General features: G+C 65.5%; 27 protein-coding genes. 14 read left to right on the top strand and 13 right to left on the bottom strand.

From position 1 onward, the window contains the following. Positions 1 to 63 precede the first annotated feature (63 nt). The 4 genes from C491_RS17815 to C491_RS17800 form a co-directional block, all read right to left on the bottom strand. Positions 64 to 747 (bottom strand): sensor domain-containing protein, encoded by a 684-nt coding sequence (locus tag C491_RS17815; RefSeq protein WP_005558883.1) that lies wholly within the window; start codon positions 745 to 747, stop codon positions 64 to 66. 80 nt (positions 748 to 827) lie between these two features. After that, entirely contained in the window at positions 828 to 1,112 is a 285-nt protein-coding gene (locus tag C491_RS17810) for a DUF7521 family protein (protein WP_005558880.1), read from the bottom strand. Continuing rightward, the gene (locus C491_RS17805; RefSeq protein ID WP_005558878.1) at positions 1,099 to 1,500 is read right to left on the bottom strand and encodes a hypothetical protein; all 402 of its coding nucleotides are present in this window, start codon (positions 1,498 to 1,500) and stop codon (positions 1,099 to 1,101) included. Before C491_RS17805 ends, C491_RS17810 begins: the two co-directional genes overlap by 14 nt. Further along, on the bottom strand, positions 1,497 to 1,838 hold the full coding sequence (locus C491_RS17800; protein ID WP_049892326.1) for a helix-turn-helix domain-containing protein: 342 nt from the start codon (positions 1,836 to 1,838) through the stop codon (positions 1,497 to 1,499). The genes C491_RS17805 and C491_RS17800 overlap by 4 nt, the downstream gene beginning before the upstream one ends. A gap of 166 nt (positions 1,839 to 2,004) precedes the next feature. On the opposite strand from C491_RS17800, the gene C491_RS17795 reads away from it, so the two are divergent. Next, complete coding sequence (locus tag C491_RS17795) at positions 2,005 to 2,775, top strand: sensor domain-containing protein (RefSeq protein ID WP_005558874.1); 771 nt, start codon at positions 2,005 to 2,007, stop codon at positions 2,773 to 2,775. Between the two features lie 375 nt (positions 2,776 to 3,150). Continuing rightward, on the top strand, positions 3,151 to 3,579 hold the full coding sequence (locus tag C491_RS17790) for a hypothetical protein (protein WP_005558872.1): 429 nt from the start codon (positions 3,151 to 3,153) through the stop codon (positions 3,577 to 3,579). 75 nt (positions 3,580 to 3,654) lie between these two features. Here the strand turns inward: C491_RS17790 and C491_RS17785 are convergent, their stop codons facing one another. Beyond that, on the bottom strand, positions 3,655 to 4,794 hold the full coding sequence (locus C491_RS17785; protein ID WP_005558871.1) for a sugar-transfer associated ATP-grasp domain-containing protein: 1,140 nt from the start codon (positions 4,792 to 4,794) through the stop codon (positions 3,655 to 3,657). Between the two features lie 238 nt (positions 4,795 to 5,032). Between C491_RS17785 and C491_RS17780 the strand changes: the two genes are divergently transcribed. The 4 genes from C491_RS17780 to C491_RS17765 all read left to right on the top strand — a co-directional run bounded on the left by C491_RS17780 (position 5,033) and on the right by C491_RS17765 (position 8,549). Beyond that, positions 5,033 to 6,403 carry an LVIVD repeat-containing protein gene (locus C491_RS17780; protein ID WP_005558869.1) on the top strand — a complete coding sequence of 457 codons (1,371 nt, stop codon included), beginning with the start codon at positions 5,033 to 5,035 and terminating at the stop codon, positions 6,401 to 6,403. A gap of 106 nt (positions 6,404 to 6,509) precedes the next feature. Next, the gene (locus tag C491_RS17775) at positions 6,510 to 6,983 is read left to right on the top strand and encodes a twin-arginine translocation signal domain-containing protein (protein ID WP_005558866.1); all 474 of its coding nucleotides are present in this window, start codon (positions 6,510 to 6,512) and stop codon (positions 6,981 to 6,983) included. 475 nt (positions 6,984 to 7,458) lie between these two features. Then, entirely contained in the window at positions 7,459 to 8,178 is a 720-nt protein-coding gene (locus C491_RS17770) for a phosphoadenosine phosphosulfate reductase family protein (RefSeq protein WP_005558864.1), read from the top strand. 2 nt (positions 8,179 to 8,180) lie between these two features. Then, a complete protein-coding gene (locus C491_RS17765; RefSeq protein WP_005558862.1) occupies positions 8,181 to 8,549 on the top strand; it encodes a hypothetical protein in 369 nt (122 codons plus the stop codon). Positions 8,550 to 8,627: 78 nt separating this feature from the next. Here the strand turns inward: C491_RS17765 and C491_RS17760 are convergent, their stop codons facing one another. Beyond that, complete coding sequence (locus C491_RS17760; RefSeq protein ID WP_049892286.1) at positions 8,628 to 10,121, bottom strand: tripartite tricarboxylate transporter permease; 1,494 nt, start codon at positions 10,119 to 10,121, stop codon at positions 8,628 to 8,630. Between the two features lie 473 nt (positions 10,122 to 10,594). Then, positions 10,595 to 11,620 (bottom strand): Bug family tripartite tricarboxylate transporter substrate binding protein, encoded by a 1,026-nt coding sequence (locus C491_RS17750; protein ID WP_005558859.1) that lies wholly within the window; start codon positions 11,618 to 11,620, stop codon positions 10,595 to 10,597. A 387-nt stretch (positions 11,621 to 12,007) separates the two neighbouring features. On the opposite strand from C491_RS17750, the gene C491_RS17745 reads away from it, so the two are divergent. Both C491_RS17745 and C491_RS17740 read left to right on the top strand, forming a co-directional pair. Then, entirely contained in the window at positions 12,008 to 12,418 is a 411-nt protein-coding gene (locus tag C491_RS17745) for a 4Fe-4S cluster-binding domain-containing protein (protein ID WP_005558856.1), read from the top strand. Positions 12,419 to 12,978: 560 nt separating this feature from the next. Further along, complete coding sequence (locus tag C491_RS17740; protein WP_005558854.1) at positions 12,979 to 13,383, top strand: hypothetical protein; 405 nt, start codon at positions 12,979 to 12,981, stop codon at positions 13,381 to 13,383. 15 nt (positions 13,384 to 13,398) lie between these two features. Here the strand turns inward: C491_RS17740 and C491_RS17735 are convergent, their stop codons facing one another. The 5 genes from C491_RS17735 to C491_RS23420 form a co-directional block, all read right to left on the bottom strand. Then, the gene (locus C491_RS17735) at positions 13,399 to 14,103 is read right to left on the bottom strand and encodes a sugar phosphate nucleotidyltransferase (protein WP_005558852.1); all 705 of its coding nucleotides are present in this window, start codon (positions 14,101 to 14,103) and stop codon (positions 13,399 to 13,401) included. A gap of 169 nt (positions 14,104 to 14,272) precedes the next feature. Then, the gene (locus tag C491_RS17730; RefSeq protein WP_005558850.1) at positions 14,273 to 15,328 is read right to left on the bottom strand and encodes an NAD(P)/FAD-dependent oxidoreductase; all 1,056 of its coding nucleotides are present in this window, start codon (positions 15,326 to 15,328) and stop codon (positions 14,273 to 14,275) included. Then, complete coding sequence (trxA, locus tag C491_RS17725) at positions 15,325 to 15,684, bottom strand: thioredoxin (protein WP_005558848.1); 360 nt, start codon at positions 15,682 to 15,684, stop codon at positions 15,325 to 15,327. Before trxA ends, C491_RS17730 begins: the two co-directional genes overlap by 4 nt. Positions 15,685 to 16,057: 373 nt before the next feature. Further along, positions 16,058 to 17,092 (bottom strand): sulfite exporter TauE/SafE family protein, encoded by a 1,035-nt coding sequence (locus C491_RS17720; RefSeq protein WP_005558847.1) that lies wholly within the window; start codon positions 17,090 to 17,092, stop codon positions 16,058 to 16,060. A 3-nt stretch (positions 17,093 to 17,095) separates the two neighbouring features. Continuing rightward, positions 17,096 to 17,248 (bottom strand): DUF7512 family protein, encoded by a 153-nt coding sequence (locus tag C491_RS23420; protein ID WP_005558845.1) that lies wholly within the window; start codon positions 17,246 to 17,248, stop codon positions 17,096 to 17,098. Between the two features lie 358 nt (positions 17,249 to 17,606). Here C491_RS23420 and C491_RS17715 point away from each other — a divergent pair, with 358 nt between their 5' ends. The 5 genes from C491_RS17715 to C491_RS17695 all read left to right on the top strand — a co-directional run bounded on the left by C491_RS17715 (position 17,607) and on the right by C491_RS17695 (position 23,201). After that, positions 17,607 to 18,443: a universal stress protein gene (locus C491_RS17715; RefSeq protein ID WP_005558843.1), complete on the top strand. Its 837-nt coding sequence runs from the start codon at positions 17,607 to 17,609 to the stop codon at positions 18,441 to 18,443. A 180-nt stretch (positions 18,444 to 18,623) separates the two neighbouring features. Beyond that, the gene (locus C491_RS17710; protein ID WP_005558842.1) at positions 18,624 to 19,808 is read left to right on the top strand and encodes a glycosyltransferase family 2 protein; all 1,185 of its coding nucleotides are present in this window, start codon (positions 18,624 to 18,626) and stop codon (positions 19,806 to 19,808) included. Next, entirely contained in the window at positions 19,805 to 20,998 is a 1,194-nt protein-coding gene (locus C491_RS17705; protein ID WP_005558841.1) for a glycosyltransferase, read from the top strand. Before C491_RS17710 ends, C491_RS17705 begins: the two co-directional genes overlap by 4 nt. Next, positions 20,995 to 21,897 (top strand): glycosyltransferase family 2 protein, encoded by a 903-nt coding sequence (locus tag C491_RS17700; RefSeq protein WP_005558840.1) that lies wholly within the window; start codon positions 20,995 to 20,997, stop codon positions 21,895 to 21,897. The genes C491_RS17705 and C491_RS17700 overlap by 4 nt, the downstream gene beginning before the upstream one ends. Before the next feature lie 62 nt (positions 21,898 to 21,959). Then, the gene (locus tag C491_RS17695) at positions 21,960 to 23,201 is read left to right on the top strand and encodes an O-antigen ligase family protein (protein ID WP_005558839.1); all 1,242 of its coding nucleotides are present in this window, start codon (positions 21,960 to 21,962) and stop codon (positions 23,199 to 23,201) included. A gap of 53 nt (positions 23,202 to 23,254) precedes the next feature. On the opposite strand, the gene C491_RS17690 is transcribed toward C491_RS17695, so the two are convergent. Beyond that, the gene (locus C491_RS17690) at positions 23,255 to 24,697 is read right to left on the bottom strand and encodes an O-antigen ligase family protein (RefSeq protein WP_005558838.1); all 1,443 of its coding nucleotides are present in this window, start codon (positions 24,695 to 24,697) and stop codon (positions 23,255 to 23,257) included. Positions 24,698 to 24,905: 208 nt separating this feature from the next. On the opposite strand from C491_RS17690, the gene aglF reads away from it, so the two are divergent. Next, a complete protein-coding gene (gene aglF / locus C491_RS17685; RefSeq protein WP_005558837.1) occupies positions 24,906 to 25,643 on the top strand; it encodes a UTP--glucose-1-phosphate uridylyltransferase AglF in 738 nt (245 codons plus the stop codon). Positions 25,644 to 25,712: the final 69 nt, after the last annotated feature.

The following is a 25,712-nucleotide window of genomic DNA, read 5'->3' as shown; positions in this document are numbered from 1 at the left end:
GGAGTTCGTCGGGTCCGAACCCGTGCTCGAGAATATCATTTATTCGACACTCTTCTCGGCCTCTCACGTCTCGTCACGGCCCTCGAGCAGCGACGCGGCGACGACGGCCGAGACGCGACCGAGGAGGTTCGCGAGGTACAGCGTCCCGAGGCCGACGAGGAGGCCGCCCGTCGCGGCACCCAGCGCTCGCGGAAGCGTCCCGATCGTGATCGGATCGCCGACGCCGACGGACACCACGAGGTCGGTCCCGTAGACGAGGGGTGTGACCAGCAGACTCGTCGCGAGCGAGACACCGACGACGAGCGCGACGAAGCCGACGATCCCGAGCAGGATCTTCCAGCCGAGGTACGCCGCGCCCAGCCACGTTTCTCGTCCGAGCACGAGCCGTTTCAGGAACGGAACGAGCCCGTCGTCGGTCGGCGGAAGGGACGGCGTAACGTCGATGGCGAGCAGTCCTCGAGTGAGGGCGCCGTCGAGCCAGGCGAGCGCGACGACCGACAGCAGCGTGGCGACCAGCGCGATCGGGCCGAGCAGCGTGAGGCTCAGTCCGACGGTCATCGAGAAGCCGACGGTGATCGCGACCAGGTAGGCGATCCCGAGCGGGAACGCGAGCAGGACGTAGGCGAGCGATCGGTACGTCCAGGGGTCGATCGGTGCGACGCGAAACGGACGGCTTCCGCTCCCGTTCGACGACTCGGTCGGGACGACTCCGCCGGAGCCGGCGGCATCGGATCGGTTGGATAGCATACGAACGGATCGACGGCTCCCGAGGCGGTAAAACGGGGTCGCGGGCTGTCGGCTCGACCAGCGTGCGAAACAGCTTTGTACTAGGTTCCCTCGAGCGAGTAGAGGATCGCCACCAGTCCGGCGATGGTCACCCAGAGCACGCCGAGCAGGCTGGCCGCGTCCGACAGCGAGAGCAGCGGGGCGAGCCCGTAGCTGACCGCGACCGGGCCGACGGCGATCAGCGCGATCCCGACCGAGAGGTAGAACATCGCGAGGCTGTCGTTGCGACGGTACCCACGGTAGGCGTAGCCGGCGACGACGAGCCCGACGATCGCGGTCGCCAGCGCCGTCGCGAACAGCACCGTCGCGGGCTCAACGGCGACCATGGATCACCCCCAGAATCACGACGAGCCCGAGCAGCTGACAGGCGGTAACGATCGTCTCCTGCCAAACGATCGCCACGCCCCCGACGTTCGACAGCGCGAGGCGCAACAGCAACGGGACGGTCGTCAACAACACGAGCCCGACGCCCAGCAGGAGCATCGCCCGCCCGCCGCCGGCGCGGTAGCCGCGGTAGAGCCGCAGCGCCAGGTACACCGACAGCAGCGTCGCGAGCACGAGCGAGAGAAACACCAGTGCGATCACGGTCGGGGACCCTCCGACCGTCGACAGGGGAGTATTCTCGAGTATCGATCCGAACCGGAGCCAAGCCGGCAGCCACGGCTCCGAGGTCGACACGAACTCGAGGACCGTCGGACGCGCTCGCGGACTCATTTGAACCCCTCGTAGAGCCTGGTGAAGCGGTCGGCAGCCGATTCTTCCCGTTTGATCTCGACGTCGTACCCCTCCTCGGCGAGGCGGATCCGAACTTCCCGAAGCCGGGCCGCGTACACCTTGTGGTGGTGGCCGTCCGGATCGAGCTGCTGGTGGGCCTCGAGCAGGTCGGCCTCCGTGAGCCGCTCGACGCGCCGATAGATCGTCGAGGGATCGGCGTCGCAGGCGTCGCTCAGGGCCCGGACCGACTGGGGTTCGGCGCGGGTGCGGACGAGGATCGTCTTGGCGTAGTCGTCGCCGAGGATCTCGACGACGTCCACCTCGCCGTCGTCGGCCATCGGCGTGTGGTACTCGAGCAAGAACAAAAGCTTGTCTCCCGTCCGACACCTCTCTCGAGCGTATTCGAGTACTGTGAGCCTGGCCGATTCGAAGCGGATCCGATCCGAAGGTGGTTGCTGACCGGGCCGAACGTTTATTTTTCCGCGCCGGGGAGTCATCCTCGAGATGGCGTCTCCGACGGCCGAGCGACTCGACCTCGGCGCCGACCGACTCCGTGGCGGACTTCGGTGGTTCGTCTCGGTCCCCGTCCGACGGGAGACGTACCGTCGTCTGGGCTACCTGTTGCTTGCCTTTCCGCTCGGGCTTGCGTACTTTGTCTTCCTCGTCGTCGGCCTCTCGGTCGGCATCAGCCTCACGATACTGGTCGTCGGGCTTCCGATGCTGGCGATCGTGCTGGGAGTGACGCTGCTCGCGGCCCAGTTCGAACGCTGGCTCGTCACGCTCTTGCTGCCGGTCGAGATCGACAGCAGCCGTCGACTCGAGGGCGACCGGCGGCGGGATCAAGCGCTCGACCTGCTGACCGACCTCCGGACCTGGACGCCGTTCGTTTACCTCCCGTCGGTGTTCGTCCTGGGTCTCGTCTCGTTCGTCGTGCTCACGACCGGGCTGTCGACGGCGCTAGCGATGCTCCTCGTGCCGCTGTACTACGACCAGCCGGGGCTGTACGTAGGGGTCGTAACCGATCGGGCGCCCGAGTTCCACCAGACCGTTTACCTGGCGTGGAACCAACTGCTGGTCGGGTTCGAGGCGGTCCTCACGGTCGGCTACTGGGAGATTACGACGCTTCCGCAGGCGATCGTCGTCGCCGGTAGCGGCCTCCTGCTTGGCCTGCTCACCCTCCACGCGCTCAACGGACTGGCCTGGCTGTTCGGTCGGTACGCCAAAATTTTGCTCGAGGGCGGGTACGACGTGACCGCGCTGATCGACTCCTCCTAACTACGCCGGCACGTTTTCCCGCTCGCCGGATCTCGCCCGCTCGAGGAACCGTTATGTGGATCCGATTCCCGAGGCGGCTACTGCTCGCTCCGGATCGCTCTCGTAGTAGCCGGACTTTCTACAATAGGTGCCTCAGCTTAGGCACCTAAGATACAATAGGTGGCTACCGTGCTGATTCCTGCTACTCGAGTGTGCCGAGCTCGTGAGACGGAGACGAGACCCCGCTCGAGGATCGTACCGTTCACCGACCGACGTTTCGACGAATCGACTCGCTCGCGAACGCGCCGAACGGTGATACTGACACCGTTCGCGACGGCCAAAACGCCGTTGCTGTGCAAGCCTCAGACTCATTGACCAGTCCGTTGACGGTTCGGTATGGCAACACTCGAGTCGACACAGGAGCAGACCCGTTCCGAAATCGCCGCGTACCTCCGACAGTTCGCCGACGAACTCGATCCGGATACGCGATCGGATGCCACCGATCGCGGCGGGAACACCGCCGAGACGGTTGGAACCGGGTCGACGGGGACGGCCGGGACCGGAACCGGTACTGGATCCGAAGGAGCGGACCGACGAACCGACGGTACCGAGACCGGCGACCGCGCCGGAAGCGTCGGGGACAAGGTTACCGTAATCACCGGAAACGAGAGTGCGACGATCAACCCGCCGCAGACGTGTTCGTTCGACGTCACGGTCGACACCGACTCCGACCTGCTCGACACCGGTGCCGAACGGAGCACGACGTTTACGATCCGGTGGGACGCCGACCACGTCGAAGCCGACGACGAGCTACGCGTCGAGTAGCCGCCGAAACGCCGCTGGCCGCTTTTCTTGCGACGACCGAGTTACACTCGAGAGAAATCGTAGCGATAAGAGCGGTTAGCAGACCCCGTGGCGTTCGTAGAACCGGCGAACGCGCTCGTCAGCTAGCAGCGGGCCGTTGATCTGCATCGCCTTGAGTCCGGGGTGATCGTTCGCTTCGATGACCTTGAACGAGCCCTCGTCGTCGGTGAGCACGAGGTCCCAGCCGACGTACGGGAGCATTGGATGGCTCGAGGCCAGCTCGAGAACTCGCTCTCGGATCGTCTCCCAGGCTGGAACCTCCGTACCCTGGATCCGCGTTCCGGTTTCGGGATGGTGGGTGTGCCACTCGAGGCGGTCGCTCTCGTAAGGAAGCTGTGCACCCAGACCGAGTTCGCCGGTTTCGACGTCGATTTCGGCACTGAGCCCGCCCTGTGAGAAGTTGTCCATCGAACCGGATAGATCGGAGCCCATCCGCTGGATCGCGGCCGCGATAAACGCCTCCTCGGCCTCATCGTCGTACATCGTGAGCACGCGGATCGTGTTGGGCGTCTCGGGGTAGAGAGCGGCCGCGTACGGCCCCTGCTCGACGTGCTCGCAGACGAGGTAGTTCTCGAGGTCGTCGACCCTGGCGACGAGGGCACCACGATCGTAGTGCTCGCCGTTGATCTCGTAGCCGCTCTCGGTCCGCGAGCAGAGCAAGACGTTCTCGCCGCCACCGCCACGGATCCACTTGAGAACCAGCTTCCCCTCCTCGTCGAGCCGGTCGGCGACCCACGCACCGGCCTCGTGGCGAACAGCGGTCCTCGAATCGACCGCCGGCTCGAGCGCCGCCGTTCCGTCGCCGGCGACTGCCGCGGGTGCCGGCTCGCGGGAGTCGTCGAACTCGTGGAAGAGGCCGCCACGGACGAGTCCGTAGACGACCGTGCGGTGGTCGCCGTAGGCCCGCATCAGCCAGTCGAAAAACAGCTTGTTCGAGAGCGCGACCGACCACGTCCCGTTGAGGTTCTTCGTCCGGACGAACCGCTGATAGTCGCTGACGAACGCCTCCGGGTCGTAGCGCTCGAAGTCGTAGATAACTCCGGCTCTGCTCAGAAAGCCGCGCCGCCAGAGTGCGAGCCGGCGCGGGAGCGACTGCGAGCACGACGGGGAGTCCCGTTCGGTGTCGACGAGGTCCTGGATTCCCTTCGCCGTGAAGTAGTAGTCGCGAACGTTCATACTATCACCTGCCGATCACCCGGTGTGAACGTTGCGTTTGTCTCCAACAACGGTTGAATCAACGACATCACGCTCCCGGGATCGGCACCCGGAGTCACGCGCCAGTGACCCCCGGAAACCGTACTCGTGGGACGCTCGAGTTGCACTCGTGGGACGCTCGAGAATCGCGTCACGAGACGCCCGAGGGCGAGCCACCGGCGGGAACAACGCTTTTTCCCGCGGTGTCCGGAGTAGAGGTATGAACCGCCGTCGATTCCTGGCAACCGCCGGCGCCGCGCTCTCGCTGTCGCTCCCGATCGCGGGCTGTTCGGCCGCCGACGAGGACGGTGAGCCCGGCCGTATCGACCCTCGAGGTCACACGCTCGGGAACGAGTCGCCGATGTACACGTTCGGCCACGCGAGCGACGACGGTCGGTGGGGCGTCCTCGGGAGCTTCCCGACGGCAGAAAGCGACGTCGCGAGCACGCTCGTCGACCTCTCGGAACTCGACGAGCCGACGGTAACCCACGAACTCGAGAGCGCGAACCCGGAGACGCGGTCGAACGACGTCAAGTTCGACGCGCTTCGAGAGGGGCTCTACTACCGGTCACAGGAGGCTGACGGCGCGAACGGGCAGGAGGGACTCGAGGTGATCGACTTCGGCTGGGCCGAGGGAACCCCGACGGAGCCCGAGCGGATCGCCCGCCTCGAGACGCCGAACACGGGCGTCCACAAGCTGACCACCCACCCCGAAGAGCCCGTGCTCTATCTCGTCGACCTCGACCCGAACGTCGACGTCGGCGTCATCACGGTCGACGTCGGCGATCCCGCGGCGCCCGAGCTCGTCGACGCAGTCGGCCCCGCGGGCGGGTGTCACGACCTCGAGTACGATCCGGTCCGGGAGGTCCTGCATGCGGCGTACATTATGGGTCCCGGTGAGGGGTACGTCGTCTACGACGTCGACGACCCGCTGCGGCCGACGGTGCGGAGCCACTTCGAGTACGCCGATCGGCCCGACTACGAGGCGGTCGGCGAGCCGGGGTTCGAACTCTGCCACCAGGCCCACCCCGATCCCGAGCGCGACCTCGTGATCGTCGGCGACGAGGTCGAAACCGGCGTTCCTGGCGGAAAGCACGTCCTCGACATCGGGTGGGACGAGGGCTCGCTCGACGATCCGGAGCCGATCGGGTTCACGCACGCGCCCGACGCACGCGAGATGGATTCCTCGGAGGCGTTCTGGTGGACGACCCACTTTCACGACCTCGTCCACACCGACGACGAGGCGCTGCTCGTCGACGGCGGCTACCGCCAGGGCGCGTGGGTCGCGAACGTGACGGATCCGACGAACCCGGTGCCGACCGAGCGATTCGGGACTCTCGGCGGCGTCGACGAGGTCGAGGCGCTCGAGGAGACGGTCGCCCCGTCGACGCCGCCGTTCGCCTGGAGCGCCGTCTACAACGACGAACGCGAGTTCGTCCTCGCCAGCGACAGCGTCAGCGGCGCACACGTCCTCGAGCTGTCGGCCGAGCCGGCCCGAGGCGAGGACAATGCGGGCCCAGTGGACCACTACGACCTCGAGTCGATCCGATCGGATGACGCGGAGGCGATCAACGACGCTCACGATCGATAACATCCCTACCCAGAGAGGCGTTCGGCTCCACTCGTCGAATTTCCCAACCGTCGGGAACGGACTCCACTCTTGAACATACGTCGGCGTCTACACCGAAGCGAAGACAATGACCGACCACACCCGCCGAACAGTACTGAAGGCCGCAGGAGCATCGACAATTGCCATCGCGCTCGCCGGCTGTGCCGGCGACGACGACAACGGTGACGACAATGACGACGAGGAGAACGGCAACGGCGCCGACGGCGAGTTCGAGATCGAGGCCGGCACCGAGATCGTCCTCGACGGCTACTCCTCGCACTGGGAGGGCCTCGAGCCGAGCGAAATTGAGGGGGAGGAGAACCCGACGCTCGTCCTCGAGGAAGGCGAGGAGTACACGATGGAATGGATCAACGCCGACGGCGTCACCCACGACCTCCAGATCTGGGACGAGGACGACGAACTCGTCGACGATCTGGCGACCGACAGCATCGACGACGAGGGCGAAAGCGACTCGCTCGAGTTTACGGCCGAGCCCGAGATGGTAACCTACGTCTGCGAGTACCACGAGACGAACCAGATCGGCGACCTCGTCGTCGAGTAACGGCTGCGACCGACTCTTTCAGCGTCGGTCCGCGACCGATCCCCGCCAAACCCGACCGGGCGGGAGATCGCGCGAACGGGCGAACCCGATTCCGTCGTCGGCTCCGATCGGCCGGTCGGCGGAAAGCCCACCACTTGCGGTTCGACTACCGGCCTCACCAGCCGTGTTCACACGAGGAACCGTGTTCATGGGAGACACTCCCTCGAGACGGAGCCTCGCCAGCTTTCCCGACCGCTCTCCCGCGGATATCTGGCGTCTTCGGTTTCACTCGCACAACGATTTCATCGCCGTCCCGAATCCGTCGACCCTGCCGTTTTCGGCGCCGCTGACCCGCTACTCGAGTCGCCCGGATCTGCAGGCACAATGCACTTGCGTAGCCCGATGATGTCCTAAGACGCCTCGGAACTAACACGTACTATGATCCACAACCCGTCGCACCGACGCGTTCAGTACAGTCGTTTCACCCTCCCAGCCAATGTCGATTGAGATCGATATCGAATCCGCCAGCTTCGACGAAAAGCTCGAGAAGTCCCTCGAGGTGCTCGACGAGGCGTGGGACAGGTTCGACGATCCGACCTTCACCTGCAGCTTCGGAAAGGACTCGAACGCCGTTCTCGATCTCCTCGTGAGGTCGGATGCCGACCTCGAGAACGACGTCACCCTCTCCTTTCTCGACCACGGGAACCACTTCGAGTCGACCTGGGAGATGAAAGCCACCCTCGAGGACCACTACGGGGTCGAGTTCGAGACGTACGAACCCGACTCGAGCTACGAGGAACTCGTCGCCGAACACGGTCCGCGCGTGAACCAGCGCAAGCCCGAACTCTGCTGTCAGACGCTCAAGTCGGCGCCGATGGAGCGGATGGTCGACGGCCACGACGGCTGGATCACCGGCTACCGGATGGACGAGGGGCTCGACGACGGCGAGGGCGAGGGCAGCTACGAGTGGCGAAAGCACCTCGACTTCTTCGAGGAAAAAGAGGCGGTAACGCGGATAAACCCGATCGTCCACTGGACGACCGAGGACGTCTGGGAGTACCACGAGCGCCGAGAGATCCCCTACAACGACCTCTACGACGAGGGGTTCGAGTGCCTCGGCTGCAAGCAGTGTACCCTCGACGGCGACCCGCTCTTTGCCTACGACAGCATCCGTCGGGTCGGCGACGGGACGGAACCGGAGGAGGCCGGCGACTGACGATGACGGTCGACAAGCAGTCCCCGGACGAGATCGTCGATCACCTGCTCAGGAGGACCGACGACGACGAACTCGTCCTCTACCTGGACGAGGAAACCGAACTACCCGTCTCGATCAGGCGTCCGCTGCACCTCCCTAGCTCCGTCCAGGGAGGTGTCGAGGGCGGCAGCATCCGGTACTCGGTGCTGGCGGATGACGAGGCAGTCGACGAACTCGACCTGCCGGCTCGAGAGGGCGTCATCGCCGCCGAGGAGCTCGAGCCCGACTCCTGGACGCGCTCCCGCCTCGAGTTCCACGACCAGCACGCCGAGAACGAGTTCGGCGACCTCGAGCGCTCCGACGAGGTCGTCGCGGTCGCCGACGCGACGTAGTCGGTCGTACCGCGTCGTGATTGATCGCCGACGTTCTTTCGATCCGCTTCGAACCGAGTAGCGACGGGTGTGTGCCCGTCAGTTCTTGATCGCGGTCACGACCAGCGAGAGTGCGATGAGCGCGAGCAGGCCGACCGCGATGGAGCTGTTAAAGAGGAACGCGGTGGCGCTCTCCCCGGTCAGCAGCCAGCCGGTGACGAACCCGGACTCGGCGATGTCTCCGAGGATCACCCCCAGCACGAGGCTGACCAGTGGGTAGTCGTAGACGACGAACAACACGCCCAGCAGCCCGAACAGGAGTACGATGTAGAGGTCGACGGGCGCGTTCCGGACGGCGAAGCCGCCGACGACCGCGAGCACCGCGACCGACGGAATGATATAGCGAATAGGAATGTATGCCAGCTTCCCGAAGTACTGTGAGCCGGCGAGTCCGTAGACGAGGATCAGGACGTTGCCGACGAACAGCGAGAGAATCATCGCGTACACGATGTCGCCCGAGGCGTCGAACAGGCCGGGACCGGGGTTGAGTCCGTGCAACGCGATCGCACCCAGCAGCGCCGCCGTCGCGCCGCTGCCGGGGATGCCGAGGGTGAGCGTCGGGATCAGGGCGCTGCCCTGGGTGGCGTTGTTGCTCGAGTCCGCCGCGATGACGCCCTCGATGATCCCGGTGCCGAACCGATCGGCGAGTTCGTCGTTCGCCCAGCGCTTGGCCTCGTTGTACGAGACGAAGTTCGCCACGTCGGCGCCGGCGCCGGGTAGCGAGCCGATGAACGTCCCGATGAGCGCGCCGCGGACGAACCCGACCGGTCGCGAGATGACCGCTCGAGCCGCGTCGTACACCTCGGAAGCTCCACGCTGGATGGTGTTTTCGCCGGTGACGACGGTTCCGCGGTAGGCCAGCCAGAATACCTCCGCCAGCACGAACAGTCCGATGAGGACGACGACGAAGTCGACGCCCTCGAGCAGCGCTGTCTGGCCGAACGTGGCGCGGGGTTGGGCGAGCTGCGGGTCGTTTCCGATCGTTCCGATCAGCAGCCCGAACGCCCCGGCGAGCAGGGCCTTCGAGAGCGACGAGCCCTTCGCCGCGGGGATGATCGTCAGGGCGAACACCGCGAGCAGGAACATCTCCGGGTTGCCGAAGTTGAGCGCGAAGTCGGAGATCGGCGGGGCAAACACGAGCAGGAACGTCGCCGCGATCAGTCCCGCGAGTCCCGAGACGATCGCCGAGACGGCGAGCGCGTAGATCGCCCGGCCCTGTTTCGTGAGTTCGTACCCGTCCCAGCAGGTGACGATCGAACCCGGCGCACCGGGGGTGTTGATGAGGATCGCCGGAATCGAGCCGCCGTAGATGGCCCCGCCGTAGGCCGAGACCAGAAAGATCAACGCGACGGTCGGCTCGAACGGGATCGTCACCGGGGTAAAGAGGATGATCGTCATCGTCGCGGAGAACCCGGGAATCGCGCCGAAGACGATCCCGACTGCCGTTCCCAACAGGATTGCGAACAATACGTACGGGCTCGAGAGGATGCCGAACGCGCCGTCGATCGCCGCGGGAAAGAGCACTCCGAGCATGGTCACAGGGGAATCATCAGCCACTGGACGAACACGAGCCAGACGCCGATCGCGAAGCCCAGCGAGTACCCCGCGAGTGCGAGCGGGTTGCGCTCGCCGAACAGGTACAGCGTGGCCGCGAGAAAGGCGACCGTCGTGGCGAGAAAGCCGATCGGTTCGAGNGGTGTCGGGGTCGAACGCGGCCGCCGCGCTCTCGACGCCGGTGTCGCCGTCGTCGCTGCCATCGTCGTCGGTACCGTTGCCGACGGAGACGGCCTGGACCGCCACGGTCACGACCGCAAGCGCGATGGTTATGTACAGCAGTGGCCCCGCGTACAGCATCGAGAGCTCGGGCAGCGCGCGCGTATTCCAGTAGTAGAACAGGCAGAACGCCAGGACGAGCCCCGGAAACAGTAGCTCGCCCGTATCGACCTCGAGCGTTCGCGAACCGGTACTCATCGTCATCGTCGGCGGCGTGATTCTCGTCATCGTCGTTATCGATCGTAGATGAAGTTCTCGACCACGTCGGCGTACGCTTCCATGAACTGTGAGGTCTCCTCGACTTCGGCCTCGGTGTCGTCGGGGCCGTGGTACTCGAGGATCTCGTCGAGTCCGCCCTGGTTTTCGGCCTCGGCGAGGAACGCCTCGTCCTCGAGAGCCGCGGCGTAGGTCTCGGCGAGGCGCTCGAACTGTTCGGGGTGGTTCTCCCGGAGCCCGCCGGGAACCACCATGAGCTTCCACTGGCCGAGTCCTTCCTCGACGAGGGGAACCTCCTCGAGACCGAGATCGGCGAACGACGGCGTATCGGGCCACAGCTCCTGTGGCTCGGCGGTGTGTGATCCCAGCGCGAGCACGTCGTCGACGTGGTCAGGGTTAAACGCCCACGGCTGGTTGACGCCCGCATCGACGTCGCCGGCGAGGACGGCCTGGCGGACCTCCGCTCCGCCCTCCATGTTGACGACCGTCAGCTCGAGGTCGTAGGTGTCCTCGACCAGCAGCGCAGACAGCGCCGTGTTTCCGATGGCCGAGGTGATTCCGACAGTCGCGCCGTCTTCGCGGGCGTACTCGACGAACTCCTCGAGGTCGTCGTACGGTCGGTCCGGCGGGGCGAACCACATCGTCGGGTCCCAGTGGTGCGTGCCGAGATAGTCGAACGACTCCATCCCGTAGGGGGCGTTCTGGAACAGCCACGTCGCCTGCATCTGTGGCATGTTCCACATCGCGACCGTGGTCCCGTCCGGGTCGGCGTTGTACAGCTCCTCGCCGCCGACCTGGGTCGAACCGCCGGGGTAGTTCTCGACGACGAACTCGATGCCGAGCCGATCGGACCATGCCGGCGTCGTGATCCGCATCGCCCGGTCGGTTCCCCCGCCCTGGGCCCAGGGAACGACCGCTGTAACTCTCGCCTCGTCGAACCGTTCGGTGACGCCGAACGCTTCGGCGCCGTACGCTGCCGTTACCGAGAGTCCCGTGACGCCGGCCGCGAGAAACTCCCGTCTACCGAGATCTGTGAGTGCCATTGTCTGGTGTGTCCGTCCCCTGACGCCGTCGCACCGACCCGATCGGGGACTCTCTCGGGTCGATTTTCGTCCGATAGCTACCGAATCGAACGCCCCTCCGACGGAATCGACGATCGCGACGACCCGTCGGGGCGGTCGTTCGTCGCCCTAAATGTTATTTCGTGTACGTGTACGGATAGTCCGCTTTCGGAGTTGGGGGTTCTGCCTGCGTATGCGGGAACGATCATGATGGATTCCGCGATAGCGAACCTCGCGGCGAGTCCGATCTGGACTCTCGAGGATCGTTTCGGGAGGACTCCGACCTATCGATCGATAGATAGCACCGAATCTCGCGGCCCGTGACACCTTGCAACAAGGACTTGCCACCCGATAGCGATACGTTCTCACATGGGATCCGGTTCACCGGCGACGACGCCGAACGCGCGCTCGCTTCCGCCCGAGACCCTCGAGGCGCGGGTCGACGACCTCTGGGAGCGCTACGCCGACTGCGACCTCTGTGCGTACGACTGCGGGGTCGACCGAACCGCGGGCCGCGTCGGTACCTGCCAGGTCGACGACACGGCGTACGTCTCGACGTACTTCCCGCACTTCGGCGAGGAGGACTGTCTGCGCGGTCACAACGGGAGCGGGACGATCTTCCTCGCGAACTGCAACATGAAGTGTGTCTTCTGCCAGAACTTCGAGACCAGCCACGAGGCCCGCGGTGAGCCGGCGACGCCCGCGGAGATCGCCGAGATAGCCCTCGAGCTCGAGGCGAAGGGCTGTCACACGATTCGAGGAGGAAGCCCACGACTGTAGTCGTGGGAGGAATCCGACAGTCCCTCTGATCCCGCCGCCGATAGCACGGCTGGTTTCGCCACCGCTACCATTAAGTGTCAGTGGAACCACAATTAGATTCCACTCCCGGTCGACCAAATGTGTCGGCCGTGGAGGGGCCTCTGTAGGTAGGCTCTGAAGTCGGGGACGGATGATACAGCGCCCCTCTGGTCGGATTACCCGACTATGAAGCGGTGAGAGTCCACCGATAATTAAAGCGGTGTGAGGCAGATTCGGACGCAGACCACGGGTCGGAAAACCACGCAGGAAACCCCTCCGTGTGACTGACCTTCTGCCGTACAACCCGCCCGTGACGGCGGACGAAGCGTGGGCCGAAACCCCTCGCGGGGGAAAGCCCACGACTTCAGTCGTGGGTAACTTACAACGTCAACTTCGTCTCGCCGACCCACCACTCCCCGCATCTGGTCGAGGCCGTCCGGATCGCCACCGAGGCCGGACTGGACCTGCCGATCGTCTGGAACTGTGGCGGGTACGAACGACCCGAGATCCTCGAGCGACTCGAGGGGATCGTCGACGTATACATGCCCGACGTGAAGTGGGGCGAGGACGCCGCCGCGGCGCGGTACTCGAAGGCGCCGAACTACTGGTCGAACGTCACCGACTCGCTGCGGGAGATGCATCGACAGGTCGGGGACCTCCGGCTCGACGACACCGGGCTCGCGCCGGGCGGGCTCCTCGTGCGCCACCTCGTCATGCCCAATCACGTCGAGAGCGCGAAGCGGGTGCTCGAGTTTCTCGCCGCCGAGATCTCGACGGGGACGTTCGTCGACGTGATGGCGCAGTACCAACCCCACTACAAGGCGGCCGAGGAGGAGTTTTACGCGGAGATCGACCGTCCGATCACCGCCGAGGAGTACGCCGCGGTGGTCGACCACGCTCGCGACGTCGGCCTCGAGCGACTCTACCTCGATCGCTCGATGCTCTGATCGCTCGGTGCTCTCCTAGTCGAGCAGCCGTTCGGCCCGCTCGACGTCCCCGGGCGCGTTGATATTGATCCGGTCGCCCGGCAGCCGAACGGCGTCGATACGTCGACCCGCCCGGGTCAACAGGCCGACGGCCTCGCTGAGTTCGTACTCGCCGCGGTCTGACGGCTGGGCGAGCGCGAGCGCGTGGAAGATTTCCGGTGGCAGGACGTAACAGCCGGTCGTCACCAGCCGGGAGGGCGGGTCGTCGGGCTTCTCGACGATCTCCCTGACCTGGCCGTCCTCGACGTCGACCACGCCGGTTTCCCGGGCCGCTTCCGGGTCGACCCCCTCGAGGAGCAGCGCGCCCTCCGCGTCCGTGGACTCGACGCGCTCGAGGGCGGGCCCGATCCCGCCCCGGAAGACGTTATCGCCGTTGAGGACGACGAACGGGCCGTCGACGTGCGGTTCCGCCAGCGAGACCGCGTGACCGAGCCCTCGCTGTTCGCGCTGGTGGAGGTAGCTGATCGGCACGCCCGCGTAGCCGTCGCCGTAGCGGTCGACGATCGCCTCCTTGCGGTAGCCGACGACGACGAGGAGCTCGTCGACGCCGGCCTCGAGCAGCGTCTCGAAGACGTGGGTCAGGATCGGTTGTCCGTCGACCTCGACGAGCCCCTTCGGTTTCTCGTCGGTCAGCGGACGCAGCCTCGTTCCTTTCCCGGCCGCGGGGACGACTCCCTTCATGCGAACCGGTATCGCACTCGCTCAGTTAAAGCCGTAGGCTTTCGTTCGTCAAATTAGTAAGAAAAAGAGAAAGTATTTATTACAATAGTTTTTATTTTGAATTGCAGCCGGTGGAGTCATCGACACCGCACCCCATGCAGCTCGGTCGGCTGCAACTCCCCCACCGTTTTCACGACTGTGCGGTCGGTCCCACGAGGGCTCGAGACCCCGAACGAACGGACTGTGACTCGAGCCACGCCTCCGCGTCGAGGGCGGCCATACTTCCGGTACCCGCCGAGGTCACCGCCTGGCGGTAGTCGGGATCCATTACGTCGCCCGCGCCGAAGACGCCCTCGATCGCGGTCTCGGTCGTCATCCCCTCGAGAGTCTCCAGGTGGCCCGAATCGGCGAGCTCGACGCCGGTGCCCTCGAGGAACTCGGTGTTCGGAACGTGGCCGACGCCGTAGAAGATCCCGCCGACGTCGACGGTCTCCTCGACGATCCCGTTCGCGGCCCGTGGCGCCGCGCTCGCATCGAGCTTCTCGGTCGGGTGGCCGTCGGGATGGGAGACGAGCGTCGCGCCGGTGACCCCCTCCTCCCGGGAGCCGTGGATCTCGAGCAGCTCCGCGTTCCAGCGAAACGAGATGCGCTCGTGGTCACGGGCTCGCTCGGCCATAATGTCCGAGGCGCGCAGCTCGTCGCGCCGATGGACGACCGTCACCGAGTCGGCGAACTTCGCGAGGAACAGCGCCTCCTCCATCGCCGAGTCGCCCCCGCCGATCACGAGGACGTCGTCGCCGCGGTGGAAGGCGCCGTCGCAGGTCGCACACGTCGAGACGCCGTAGCCCATCAGCTCGTCCTCGCCGTCGGCGCCGACCCAGCGGGCGCTGGCGCCAGTCGCGACGATCAGCGCCCGCGTCCGAACGACGTCGCCGTCCGCAAGCTCGAGTTCGAACGGGCGATCCTCGAGCGCCGCGTCCTCGACGGTTCCGTGGCGAAAGTCGGCGCCGAAGCGCTCGGCCTGTTCCTTCCCGCGCTGGATCAGCTCCATCCCGCCGACGCCCTCGGGGAACCCGAGGTAGTTCTCGACGTCGGTCGTCAGGGTGAGCTGGCCGCCCGGCTCGGGCCCCTCGAGGACGAGTGGCTCGAGGTCGGCCCGCGCGGCGTAGACGGCGGCCGAGAGGCCGGCGACGCCGGAGCCGACGATCGTGACGTCACGAACGACCGTGTTCGTTCCCTCGCTCATTCGGTGTATCGCTCGATCAGGCTGCGGAGTCGGTCGGCCGGCAGGGCGCCGGTGTGCTGTTCGACCTGCTCGCCGTCGGCGAACACGAGCAGCGTGGGGACGCCGCGGACGCCGTACGTCGCGGCGAGTTGCTGGTTGCTGTCGACGTCGACTTTCGTGATCGTCGCGGCCGTTTCGGCAGCCAGCCCGTCGAGGACGGGCTCGAGCATCTGGCAGGGACCACACCAGTCGGCGTAGAAGTCCACGAGCACGACGTCGTGTTCGCTCACGATCGCCTCGAGGTGGTCCTCGCCGTCGACGTAGAGCGGTTCGTTCGTCGGTCGGTCCGTCGGGGAGCTAGTTGCGTCGGTTGTCATCACGTTCACGTACGGACCAGAGGTGCTTAAAGGTTTTGTGAGTAGTGTGCAATATAGAGGAACGCAAAGTCGTATAGAACGAATCTTTCCCGAGATATAGACACGGACGAGGCTATTATACGACGTATGGAATCGGATTCGAGCTCGAGCTCTCGGCCGATAGCTCGTTATAATTGTGCAATATCCACAAAAGTCAGATTCCGCACTCGGGCCGTAGGCTACGAGCGAACGATCCGGGGCGGTTCGCGCCTGGCTGGTCGAGCGAACCTGCTCCGACGACGGCCGCAGTACCCGTCGTCCCGTCGAATCTCGGCTCCGTCGACAATCCGGAGCTCCGAGAGCAGCGAACCCCATGCCGGTGCTGCTCTCGAGGCTACCGTCGGTCGTCGCCGTCCGACGTCGGCCGGGCCGTCGTCTCGGCTCTTCCGCTCGATGCGAGAACCTGATAGAGGATGATCGAGGCAACGGCGAACGACGAACCGACGAGCAGGACGACGCTGAGGGCGTCGAGCGAACCCACACCCAGCCAGTTCCCGAGTTCGCTGAGTCCGATCCCGGCACTGGCGAGCAGCATCATGATCCCGAAGTAGATGATCACGTCGTCCTCCTCGACGATCGCGGTCGCGGCCGATCCGATCCGCGCGCCGAGCGCGCTGCCCACCAACAGCAGGGAGACGACCGTGAGGTCGACGCCGCCGGACATTCCGTAGGTGAAGGTGCCGAACGCACCCGAGAACAGTCCGGCGAACAGGCTCGTTCCGACGGCGGCGGTCAGCGGCGTCCCGATCAGGTAGTAGATCGCGGGCATCCGAATGAACCCGCCACCGACGCCGATCAGCCCCGAGACGAGGCCGACGCCGCCGCCGGAACCGAGGATCGTCCACAGCGAGGCTCGTCCGCCGGAGCTCAGCGAGAGCATCGGCGCCACCTCGTAGGACTGGATCTTTCGGGCAATCGGGGGAATCTCCTCGTCACTGACTCCATCGTCGTCATCGTCAGTGACCTCCTCGAGCCTGTAGGCCCGCCGCAGAAACAGGAGTCCGATCCCCGCTAGCAGAACGACGTACGCGACGCCCGTGACGAGTTCGGCGACTCCCAGGGCCTCGAGGCCGAAGACGAGCCGGCTCCCGAGTTCGATTCCGATCGAGAGGACGACGAAGAGGACAGCGCCGAGTTTGTAGTCGACCTGTCCGACGTCGTAGTGTTTCAGTACGGCGATGACGGACGTGCCGAAGTAAAACGCAAGTCCACTGCCGATCGCGACGGGCGCCGGATAGCCCAGTATCAGTAGCGTCGGGGTGATCAGGAACGACCCGCCCATCCCGAAAAACCCGAACAGCACGCCGACCATGAAGCCGAAGCTTACGAACAGCGCCAGCAGTGCTGGGGAGAGGCCGAGGAGTTCCATCGATTACGCGCTCGTGTTTGCAACTCGATCGATCAACGGCGAGACGAGTCGCTCGAGGACGCCGTAGCCGGCGTAGAGGACGACGGCCTGCACGAAGACGACGCCAACGAGGGCCGTCGCCTGTACGACGGGTGGGAGACCGGCGGATTCGATCATTCGTCTCGACCTCCGTTCGATATGAGTTGTGTGCGTGTCATGGATTTCCACTCACTACTCACTACCCGGGATGAGTGTATAACGCTTTTGGGAACTAAGAACAATATTACTGCAGAGAATCACACGGATATCCAACGAGAATATTTGGATACGTTATGAGGATATAGGATCGCTGGCCCGGCAGCTCGATGGTGCTCGAGTGCGGCGCTCGCGCGGTCTCAATCGGGACGGGTTCCGGTCGCACCGGTCCGTCGCGCTTGCCCATCGGTCGTCGGTTCGTCGATCGTTCGGTCGGCTTTCATGTAATCGGTATTGGTTCCACCAAACAATATTATAGCACCGGGTCCGTACTAGGGGTATGAAAGCGGTGCTCGCGACGGATCTCTCGGCGGCCAGCGAGGCGACGATACAGAACGAGACCTGCCTCGACTGCCTGGGCCGGATCGGGATCGACGAGATCCACCTGGTCACGGTCGTCCCGTCGAACGTTCACTCGGGAATGCCCGGAATCGACTTCGAAAAGCGCCGAGAGCGTTCGATTCGACGGTACCGACGGGTCATCGAAGCCGCTGGGTTCGACGTGGAGGTCCACGTCGTCCGCGGGACCCCCCACCGGCGGATCATCGGCATCGCAAGTACGATCGGCGCGAGTCTCACGGTCGTCGGCTCCCGCGGAAAGAGCCCGCTCGAGAACCGCGTCATCGGGTCGACGGCGCGCAACCTCGCGCGCACGACCGAGACGCCGCTGCTGGTCAACCGGATCGAGCGCGGCGTCGACGATCCCGTCGTCCTCAAACAGCACCTCTTCCAGCGGATGCTGTACGCGACCGACTTCTCCGAGAACGCCGAGCGGGCGTTCGAGGCGTTCTCCTATCTCCGACACGCCACGCAGGAGGCAACGCTGGTCCACGTGGCCACGCCGAAGGATCCCGCTCTTCCCGAGGGCGTCGACCCCGAGCAGCGACTGGGAGAGCTGGCGGCACGGCTCGAGGACTGGGGGATCGACGCCGAGATCGTCGTCAGGCAGGGCGACCCCGCCGACGAGATTCTCGCCACGGAAGCTGCGGTGAACCCAACGACAGTACTGGTCGGCTCCCGGGGGCACAGCCGCCTCCGTCGACTGTTGCTGGGCAGCGTCTCCGAGGATCTCGTCGCTCGAGCAACCGGGAACGTGATGCTGATCCCGCCAGCGTAACGGAGTCTGTGTTCACGATCCGGTCTCGTGCGGACGAGTTCGCCACACCGAGCTTGCAATGTAAGGGCCCGTGAAGCGCTGTGACGCTCGATCCATGTCGGAAGGTTGAACTCGGCGCTGGCGCAAATCGGAGGCAGGATACTCGTTTCGATCCGCCACTGAACAGTCCGTTTCGCCACCATGCTCGAACTCACGCTCCTGGCCCTTCTCCTCGTCGCCGTTCTCCTGTTGGTCCACTCGTACTTCCTCTACATTCCGCTGCTGGCGCTGCTGGCGAGACTGACCCCGACTCCCGACTCGTCGGTCCCCGACTCGCTTCCCTCGGTCGCACTCGTTATCGCAGCGTACAACGAGGAAGATATTATCGCCGAAAAGATCGAGAACAGCCTCGAGCTCGAGTACCCCGACGACCGGCTCTCGATCGTCGTCTTCTCGGACGCCTCTTCCGACCGGACCGACGAGATCGTTCGCTCCTACGCCGACGAGGGGGTCGACCTCGTCCGCATCGAGGGGCGGGTCGGCAAGACCGAGTGTCAGAACCGGGTCGCCGACGCCGTCGACGAGGAGATAGTCGTCTTCTCGGACGCGAACAGCATGTACGAACCCGCCGCGATCCGCGAGCTGGTGGCGTCGTTCGGCCCCGACGTGGGCTGTGTCGTCGGCGAGCTCAAGTACCGCGACTCGAGCGACGTCGACGGCGAGTCGATCTACTGGCGCTACGAGTCGCTGATCAAACGTCTCGAGTCGGCGGTCGGCTCGTCGGTGACCGGAAACGGCGCCATCTACGCAGTCCGCAACTCGTCGTACGTCCCCCTGCGGCGGGGCGCGATCAGCGACTTCGCCGAGCCGCTGGCGATCGTCGCGAACGGCGAGCGGGTCGCGTACACCGCCGACGCGGTCGCCTGGGAGAGCACGGAGGAGACGGTCGACGACGAACTCGACCGTCGGAGTCGAATCGTCACCCGATCGTGGCACACCGTCGCGAACAACGCCGGGCTGCTCAACCCGGTTCGCTACCCGGTGTTTTCCTTCCAGCTCCTCTCTCACAAGGTGCTCCGGTGGCTCTCGCCGATTCTGCTTGCCGTCGCCCTCCTCTCGAACCTCGCGCTCGTCCTCGTTTCGACGAGCCCAATCTATCTGGCGCTGCTCGGGGCGCAGCTGACGTTCTACGCCCTCGCCCTCGCCGGCGCCGCCCTCGACCGAACCTCGCTCTCGCCGCCGACGCTCGTCCACGTTCCCCACTTCTTCCTCGTCGCGAACTACGGCATGCTCGTCGGCCTGTGGAACTTCCTCCGGCGAGAGAACATCGTCACCTGGAATACGACCGCTCGAGACTCGAGCCAGAACGAAGAGACCGAACCATGACCCACGTCGTCCACCTCTCGTCCGTCCACTACCCGTTCGATCCGCGCATCTTCCACAAACAACTACAGACGCTGTCGGCCGCGGGCTACCGGACGACGCTACTCGTCCACCACGACGAGTCGATCGTCCGAGACGGCGTCGACGTGCGCTCGGTCGGCAACGTCAACACCCGACTCGAGCGCTGGCGCAACCTGCCGACGCTGTTCCGCGAGGCTCGAGCCGAGGACGCCGACGTCTACCACGTCCACGATCCGGAACTGTTGCCGATCGGCGTCCTGCTGTCGCTGACTACGGACGCGAGGGTCGTCTACGACGTTCACGAGGACTACGCGGATGCGATCCGCGTCCGCGAGTGGATCCCCGATCCCGTCAAACCCGTTCTGCAGCGGGTGTTTCCGGCGATCCAGGGAGCGCTGACCCGACCGCTGGACCTCGTCGTCACGGCCGACGACGCCACCCGGGAGAGCCTCGCCTCGCGAACGAGTACGCCCGTCGAGACGATTCGGAACTTGCCGAAGGTCGCGGGGATCGAGACCGACCGGATCGACCTCGAGCGCTCCCACGAGCACGTGCTGGCCTACGTCGGCGGACTCGACCGGGAACGGGGGCTGTTGAACATGCTGCAGGTTACCGCCCGCCTTCGTGAGCGGGGGCTCGATGTCGGGCTCTGGCTACTCGGGCCGTTTCAGGACAAGGAGATCGAGCGCGAGGCTCGCCGGTACATGGAACGTGAGGGGATCGCCGAGCACGTTCGGCTGTTTGGCTACGTCGACTACGACGAGATCTTCTCCTATCTCTCGGCGGCCGACATCGGCCTGCTGCTGGTCGACGAGGCGCGCTTCGAGCGCAACGTCCCGACGAAGTTCTTCGAGTACCTCTACTGTGGCCTCCCCGTCGTGCTGACCGAGGTGCCGTCGCTCGAGCCCTACGCGGATTCGGACTACTGTGTCTCCGTTCCCGAACGCGACCTCGAGCGGGCGACGACGGAGATTGAACGCCTGCTCGAGGATTCGGATGCCCGGCAGGCGATGAGCGACGCCGGGCGCGAGGCGGTCGTCTCCGAGTACAGCTGGGAGGCCGAGCGGGACCGACTGCTCGCTGCGTACGCACAGCTGACCGGGTCCCCGGGCACCGACGGCATCGCAGGACCGACCGACGAAACTGCACGAACCGACGACGAGTACGAATGACCACCGTTTCAGTTATCACGCCGACGTACAACCGGGCGGAGACGCTTCCGCGAGCGATCGAGAGCGTCCTCGCACAGAGCTACGGGGGGTTCGAACACGTGATCGTCGACGACGGCTCGACCGACGACACCGCGGCCGTCGTCGAGGGGTACGACGACGACCGAATCGAGTATCTCCGGCTCGAGGGCAACAACGGGGCGAACGTCGCCCGAAACGAGGGGATCCGTGCGGCTTCCGGGAAGTACGTCGCATTCCTCGACTCCGACGACGAGTACTACCCGCGCAAGCTCGAGACCTGCGTCGCCGCCCTCGAGTCGTTGCCCGAGACCTACGGTGGCGTCTTCCACGGCTACGACATCTACCGGGGCGAGGAGTACCTTGGTCCGGAGGCCACCCACGAGGGCCGCGTGACGCGGTCGGCTCTCGGCGAGGCGAACGTCCCCGGCAGCTTCATCACGACGACGGTTCGCGCGTCCGTCTTCGACACCGTCGGCGACCTCGACGAGGCGATGGCCTCCTCACAGGACTACGAGTTCTACCTGCGGCTGGCTCGGGAGTACGACCTCTACGGACTGGGCACGATCCTGGCGAGACACTACCGTCGGGCGGACTCGATCTCGCTCGACGTCGCGGCGAGACGCGAGGGGAAGACCCAGCTCGTCGAGCGCCACGGCGACGTGTTGACCGACCGCCGACACGCCCACCATCACTATCTGCTGGGGTTGACCCACGCGAAACGCGGCGAGATGGCGACAGCGCGACGGGAGCTCGCCAGAGCGATCAGGCTCCACCCGACGAACCCGTTCCCGTACGTCCATCTGGCGACCTGCGTGACGCCGCGAACGTTCGCCGCCGGGATGGACGCGAAACGGCTGGTGAAGCGTCTCATCGGCCGATGACGGGCTACCTACCGGTTTCGAATTGGCAAGACACATCACCGACACTCAAATACTACCCATAGATGCGTCTCCACGACGAGGATCTCGATGCCGCCGTCGCCGTCTGCTACGTGGCGTTCGTCTTCTCCGGCGTGTACAAAAGCGCCTGGTACCTCGAGTGGTCGCCGATCGATCTGACGGTGTTGCTCGGCGGGATAACCGTCGGGCTCTCCGCGCTGTTGGTCGCCACCGGGCGACTCGAACTCACGCTCCCGTCGGTCGTCATCCCCACGCTGTTCGGTCTCTTCGCCGGCTACGCCGTTCTCTCCGGACTCTGGACTCCGAGCACCGAGTACTACTTCTTCAAGTCGTTGCGGCTGGTCGGCGTCACCGGGCTGGCGCTCGGTGCCGGCGCGGTCGTCGTCGCGACGTCGTCTCGCCGGCTCCGGTACGCCGGGTTCGCCACGGCGGGGGTCGGGTTCGTCACCGCCCTCGAGATGTTGTACCGATACCAGCGGGCTGGCGGCGGCGAGCTCTCTCCGTTCGGGACGAACTACCTCATAACCGGTCGGGCGATCGGGTTGGGACTGTTGCTCGCGGTCGGCTACCTCGTCCTCTCGAGGGAGGATCGAACGCTCACGATCGCGGCGCTTTTCGGCGCCGTCACGATGAGTTACGCCCTGCTCGTGAGCGGGGCTCGCGGGCCGACGGTCGCCGTCGCCGGTTCGATCGGACTGCTCGTTCTCGCGGGAATCGTTCTCGGAACGCTGCCGAACGGCCGGATCGCGCTGGCGGGGTACGGCGCTGTGGGACTCGTCTCGCTGATCGGGTTCGCCACCGTCGCTCGGCAACTGCGGGGCATCCAGCGACTGCTCACGCTGGCCGACGGCCCGGGGCGCTCGCTCGGTCTTCGCTTTGGCTACTGGACGAACACGTTCGACGCCCTGAACCCGGCCATGCTCCTCTTCGGCGAAGGATTGGGTGCCTGGCCGGTGCTGATCGATCCGGGCTACGACACCCGCTACTACCCGCACAACATCGTCCTGGAGGTGCTGTTCGAACTCGGCATCGTCGGGCTCGTCCTCCTCGGTGCGCTGTTCGGCTACGCGCTGTTGAACGCCGCCCGGGACTGGCTCGAGTACGAGGAGACGACCCACGTCGTTCTCGGAGTCCTCTTCGCTTACATGCTCGTGAACGCCATGGTGACCGGTGACCTGAACGACAACCGGTTCCTGTTTGCGATCGTCGGCGTGATGGCCTACGCCGTCGGGAGTCGACGAATCAGCTCCCTTCGATCGGTATCGGCCCCCTCGAAAGCGCGGTAGCGAACTCGAGGACGGGACGCTTTTCTCACCGGTCCTCGCGAATCGACCCGCCGCTACTGGCGCGGCTCCGCTCGGTGTCCGAAGACGAGGTAGCCGATCGCGGCGGTCGCGAGCACCGCGCCGACGGACCAGTCGAACATCGTGTAGGACTCGAAGAACTGGTGGATCGCCCAGCCGACGGCGAGCGCGAGCATCGCGACGTCGACCTCGCGGTAGGCGACCGTGCGCGCGACGATGCTGCCGGCGACGAGCCCGACGTAGGCGAGCCCGCCGACGAGCCCGGTCTGGATGAGTACCGAGAGATACGAGTTGTGTGGCGTCGGTGCCCCCTCGCCCGGGAGATAGGGCTCGATGACGGTGCTGGCCGGCCCGCTACCGTGACCGAACAGGAGGGGACCGTCGTTGATCGCGCTCAGGCTCGCGGCCCAGAGTTCGAACCGACCCGTCGCGGAGATGCCGACGACTTCGAGCGCCATCGCGGCGATGACTCCGAACACGCCGAGGGTAGTCGCCGCGACCGCGACCGGAACGAGCTTACGCTCGCCGACGGCGTAGGCGGCGTAGATCGCCGTCGCAACCGCCGCGGCGAGCATCGCCGCTCGAGCGTTCGAGAGGAAGAGGCCGATCCCACAGGTGACCGCGAGCACCGCGGCGACGGGCGTGCCGATCGGTCGCCGTTCGTCGAGCGAACGGTGGAGTTCGACGCTCGCGGCGACGAAGCCGGCGAACGACAGCAGGCCCAGCCCGTTCGGGTTCGGGAAGACCGACTGCAGCGTCAGGATATCCGGATCGAACCCGGGAACGCTGGGCGAAGACGCGGTGTACCGGCCGACCTCGAAGAGCCACAGCGTGTAGTCGCCGACGACGTACGTTGCCAGTCCGAGCGCGACGACGGTCGCGGCGAACACCGAGAGGACGCGAAGGAACACCCGCCCGGGAACGAGCTGAGGAACCACGAAGAGGCTCACCCCCATCACGACCGCCGCCCACACCGGCCACCGCGACTGCGTACTCGAGGGAACGAACGCGAGCGTGTGTGCGAGGTAGACGCCGACGATCACCGCAAAGCAGCCGACGACGGCCCACTGGCCCGCCGTGTACCGTCTGGCGTCGGTGACGACGAGAACGAACGAGAGGAGAACGACGACCGCAAGACCGATCGCGAGCACTCGGCTCGAGCCCACTCCGAACCCTGGCGAACTGGTCTGGTAGAGCAGGCCGGCGAGGGCGCCCGTGATTCCGAACACGGAGAGGATCGCCGCCCACCGGTGTGTCCGACGATCGTAGCTAACGACGGCGAGCCGAGTTCCCAGAACCGCGCCGAGGACGATCGCAGCCACCGAGAGCTGCCACGCCGGGACCGCGTCGGTCACTTGTGCGACGAGAACCAGAAACAGGTAGAGCGCGAACAGCCCGTAGACCGCGCCCTCGAGGAGTCGATCGGCTTCCGGGCTCCGGGCGGGAGACGTCGCCGAGTCTCGCTCAGCGGTACTCACTGTCCTACAGATTCGAAGTCGGGAACAAATATTTGCTCCTATTCGCACGGACGACCTCGCGACTTCGAGGCCAGATCGGATCTGACCCGACAGTGGATCGAAGCCGTTCTGAGCCCACGCAGTGCTCGTCTTGCGGCCGAACTATACAAAATAAATACCGGTCCGTACCAGAACGTTATTGTAAGGAGAGACTCACCAGTTAGTGTCAATGCAAGCCGTCGTACTCGCCGCCGGAGAGGGAACGCGACTCCGGCCGCTGACCGAAGACAAGCCGAAGGGACTCGTCGAGGTCGACGAGAAGCCGATCATCACCCACTGTCTCGACCGCCTCGTCGAGCTGGGCGCGAGCGAGTTCGTCATCGTCGTCGGCTACCTCAAGGAGAAGATCATCGACCACTACGGCGACGAGTATCGCGGCGTGCCGATCACGTACGCCCACCAGCGCGAACAGAACGGCCTCGCCCACGCGCTGCTGTGCGTCGAGGAACACATCGACGACGACTTCATGCTGATCCTGGGCGACAACGTCTTCGAGGCGAACCTCGAGGACGTCGTTCGCCGCCAGCAGGAGGAACGCGCCGACGCCGCGTTCCTCGTCGAGGAAGTCCCGTGGGACGAAGCCTCGCGTTACGGCGTCTGCGATACGAACGCCTACGGCGAGATCACCGACGTCGTCGAGAAGCCCGACGACCCACCATCCAATCTCGTGATGACCGGGTTCTACACGTTCACGCCGGCGATCTTCCACGCCTGTCACCTGGTCCAGCCCTCCGACCGCGACGAGTACGAGATCAGCGACGCTGTCGACCTGCTCATCCAGTCGGGACGCACTATCGACGCGATCGGACTGGACGGCTGGCGCATCGACGTCGGCTACCCCGAGGACCGCGACGAGGCCGAACGGCGCCTCGAGGAGAAAGTACCGGCCGAAGCCAGCTCCGACTGACCGCCCGGGACTGACCGCGGCAGGTTCCGACGGGACTATACGATTCCGACGGCGATGCGTTACTACCTC

Origin of the sequence: Natronococcus amylolyticus DSM 10524, from assembly GCF_000337675.1 — an archaeon.
GTDB lineage: Archaea > Halobacteriota > Halobacteria > Halobacteriales > Natrialbaceae > Natronococcus > Natronococcus amylolyticus.
The sequence above is the reverse complement of the archived record's forward strand: the minus strand, read 5'-3'. Positions and strand labels throughout refer to the sequence as shown.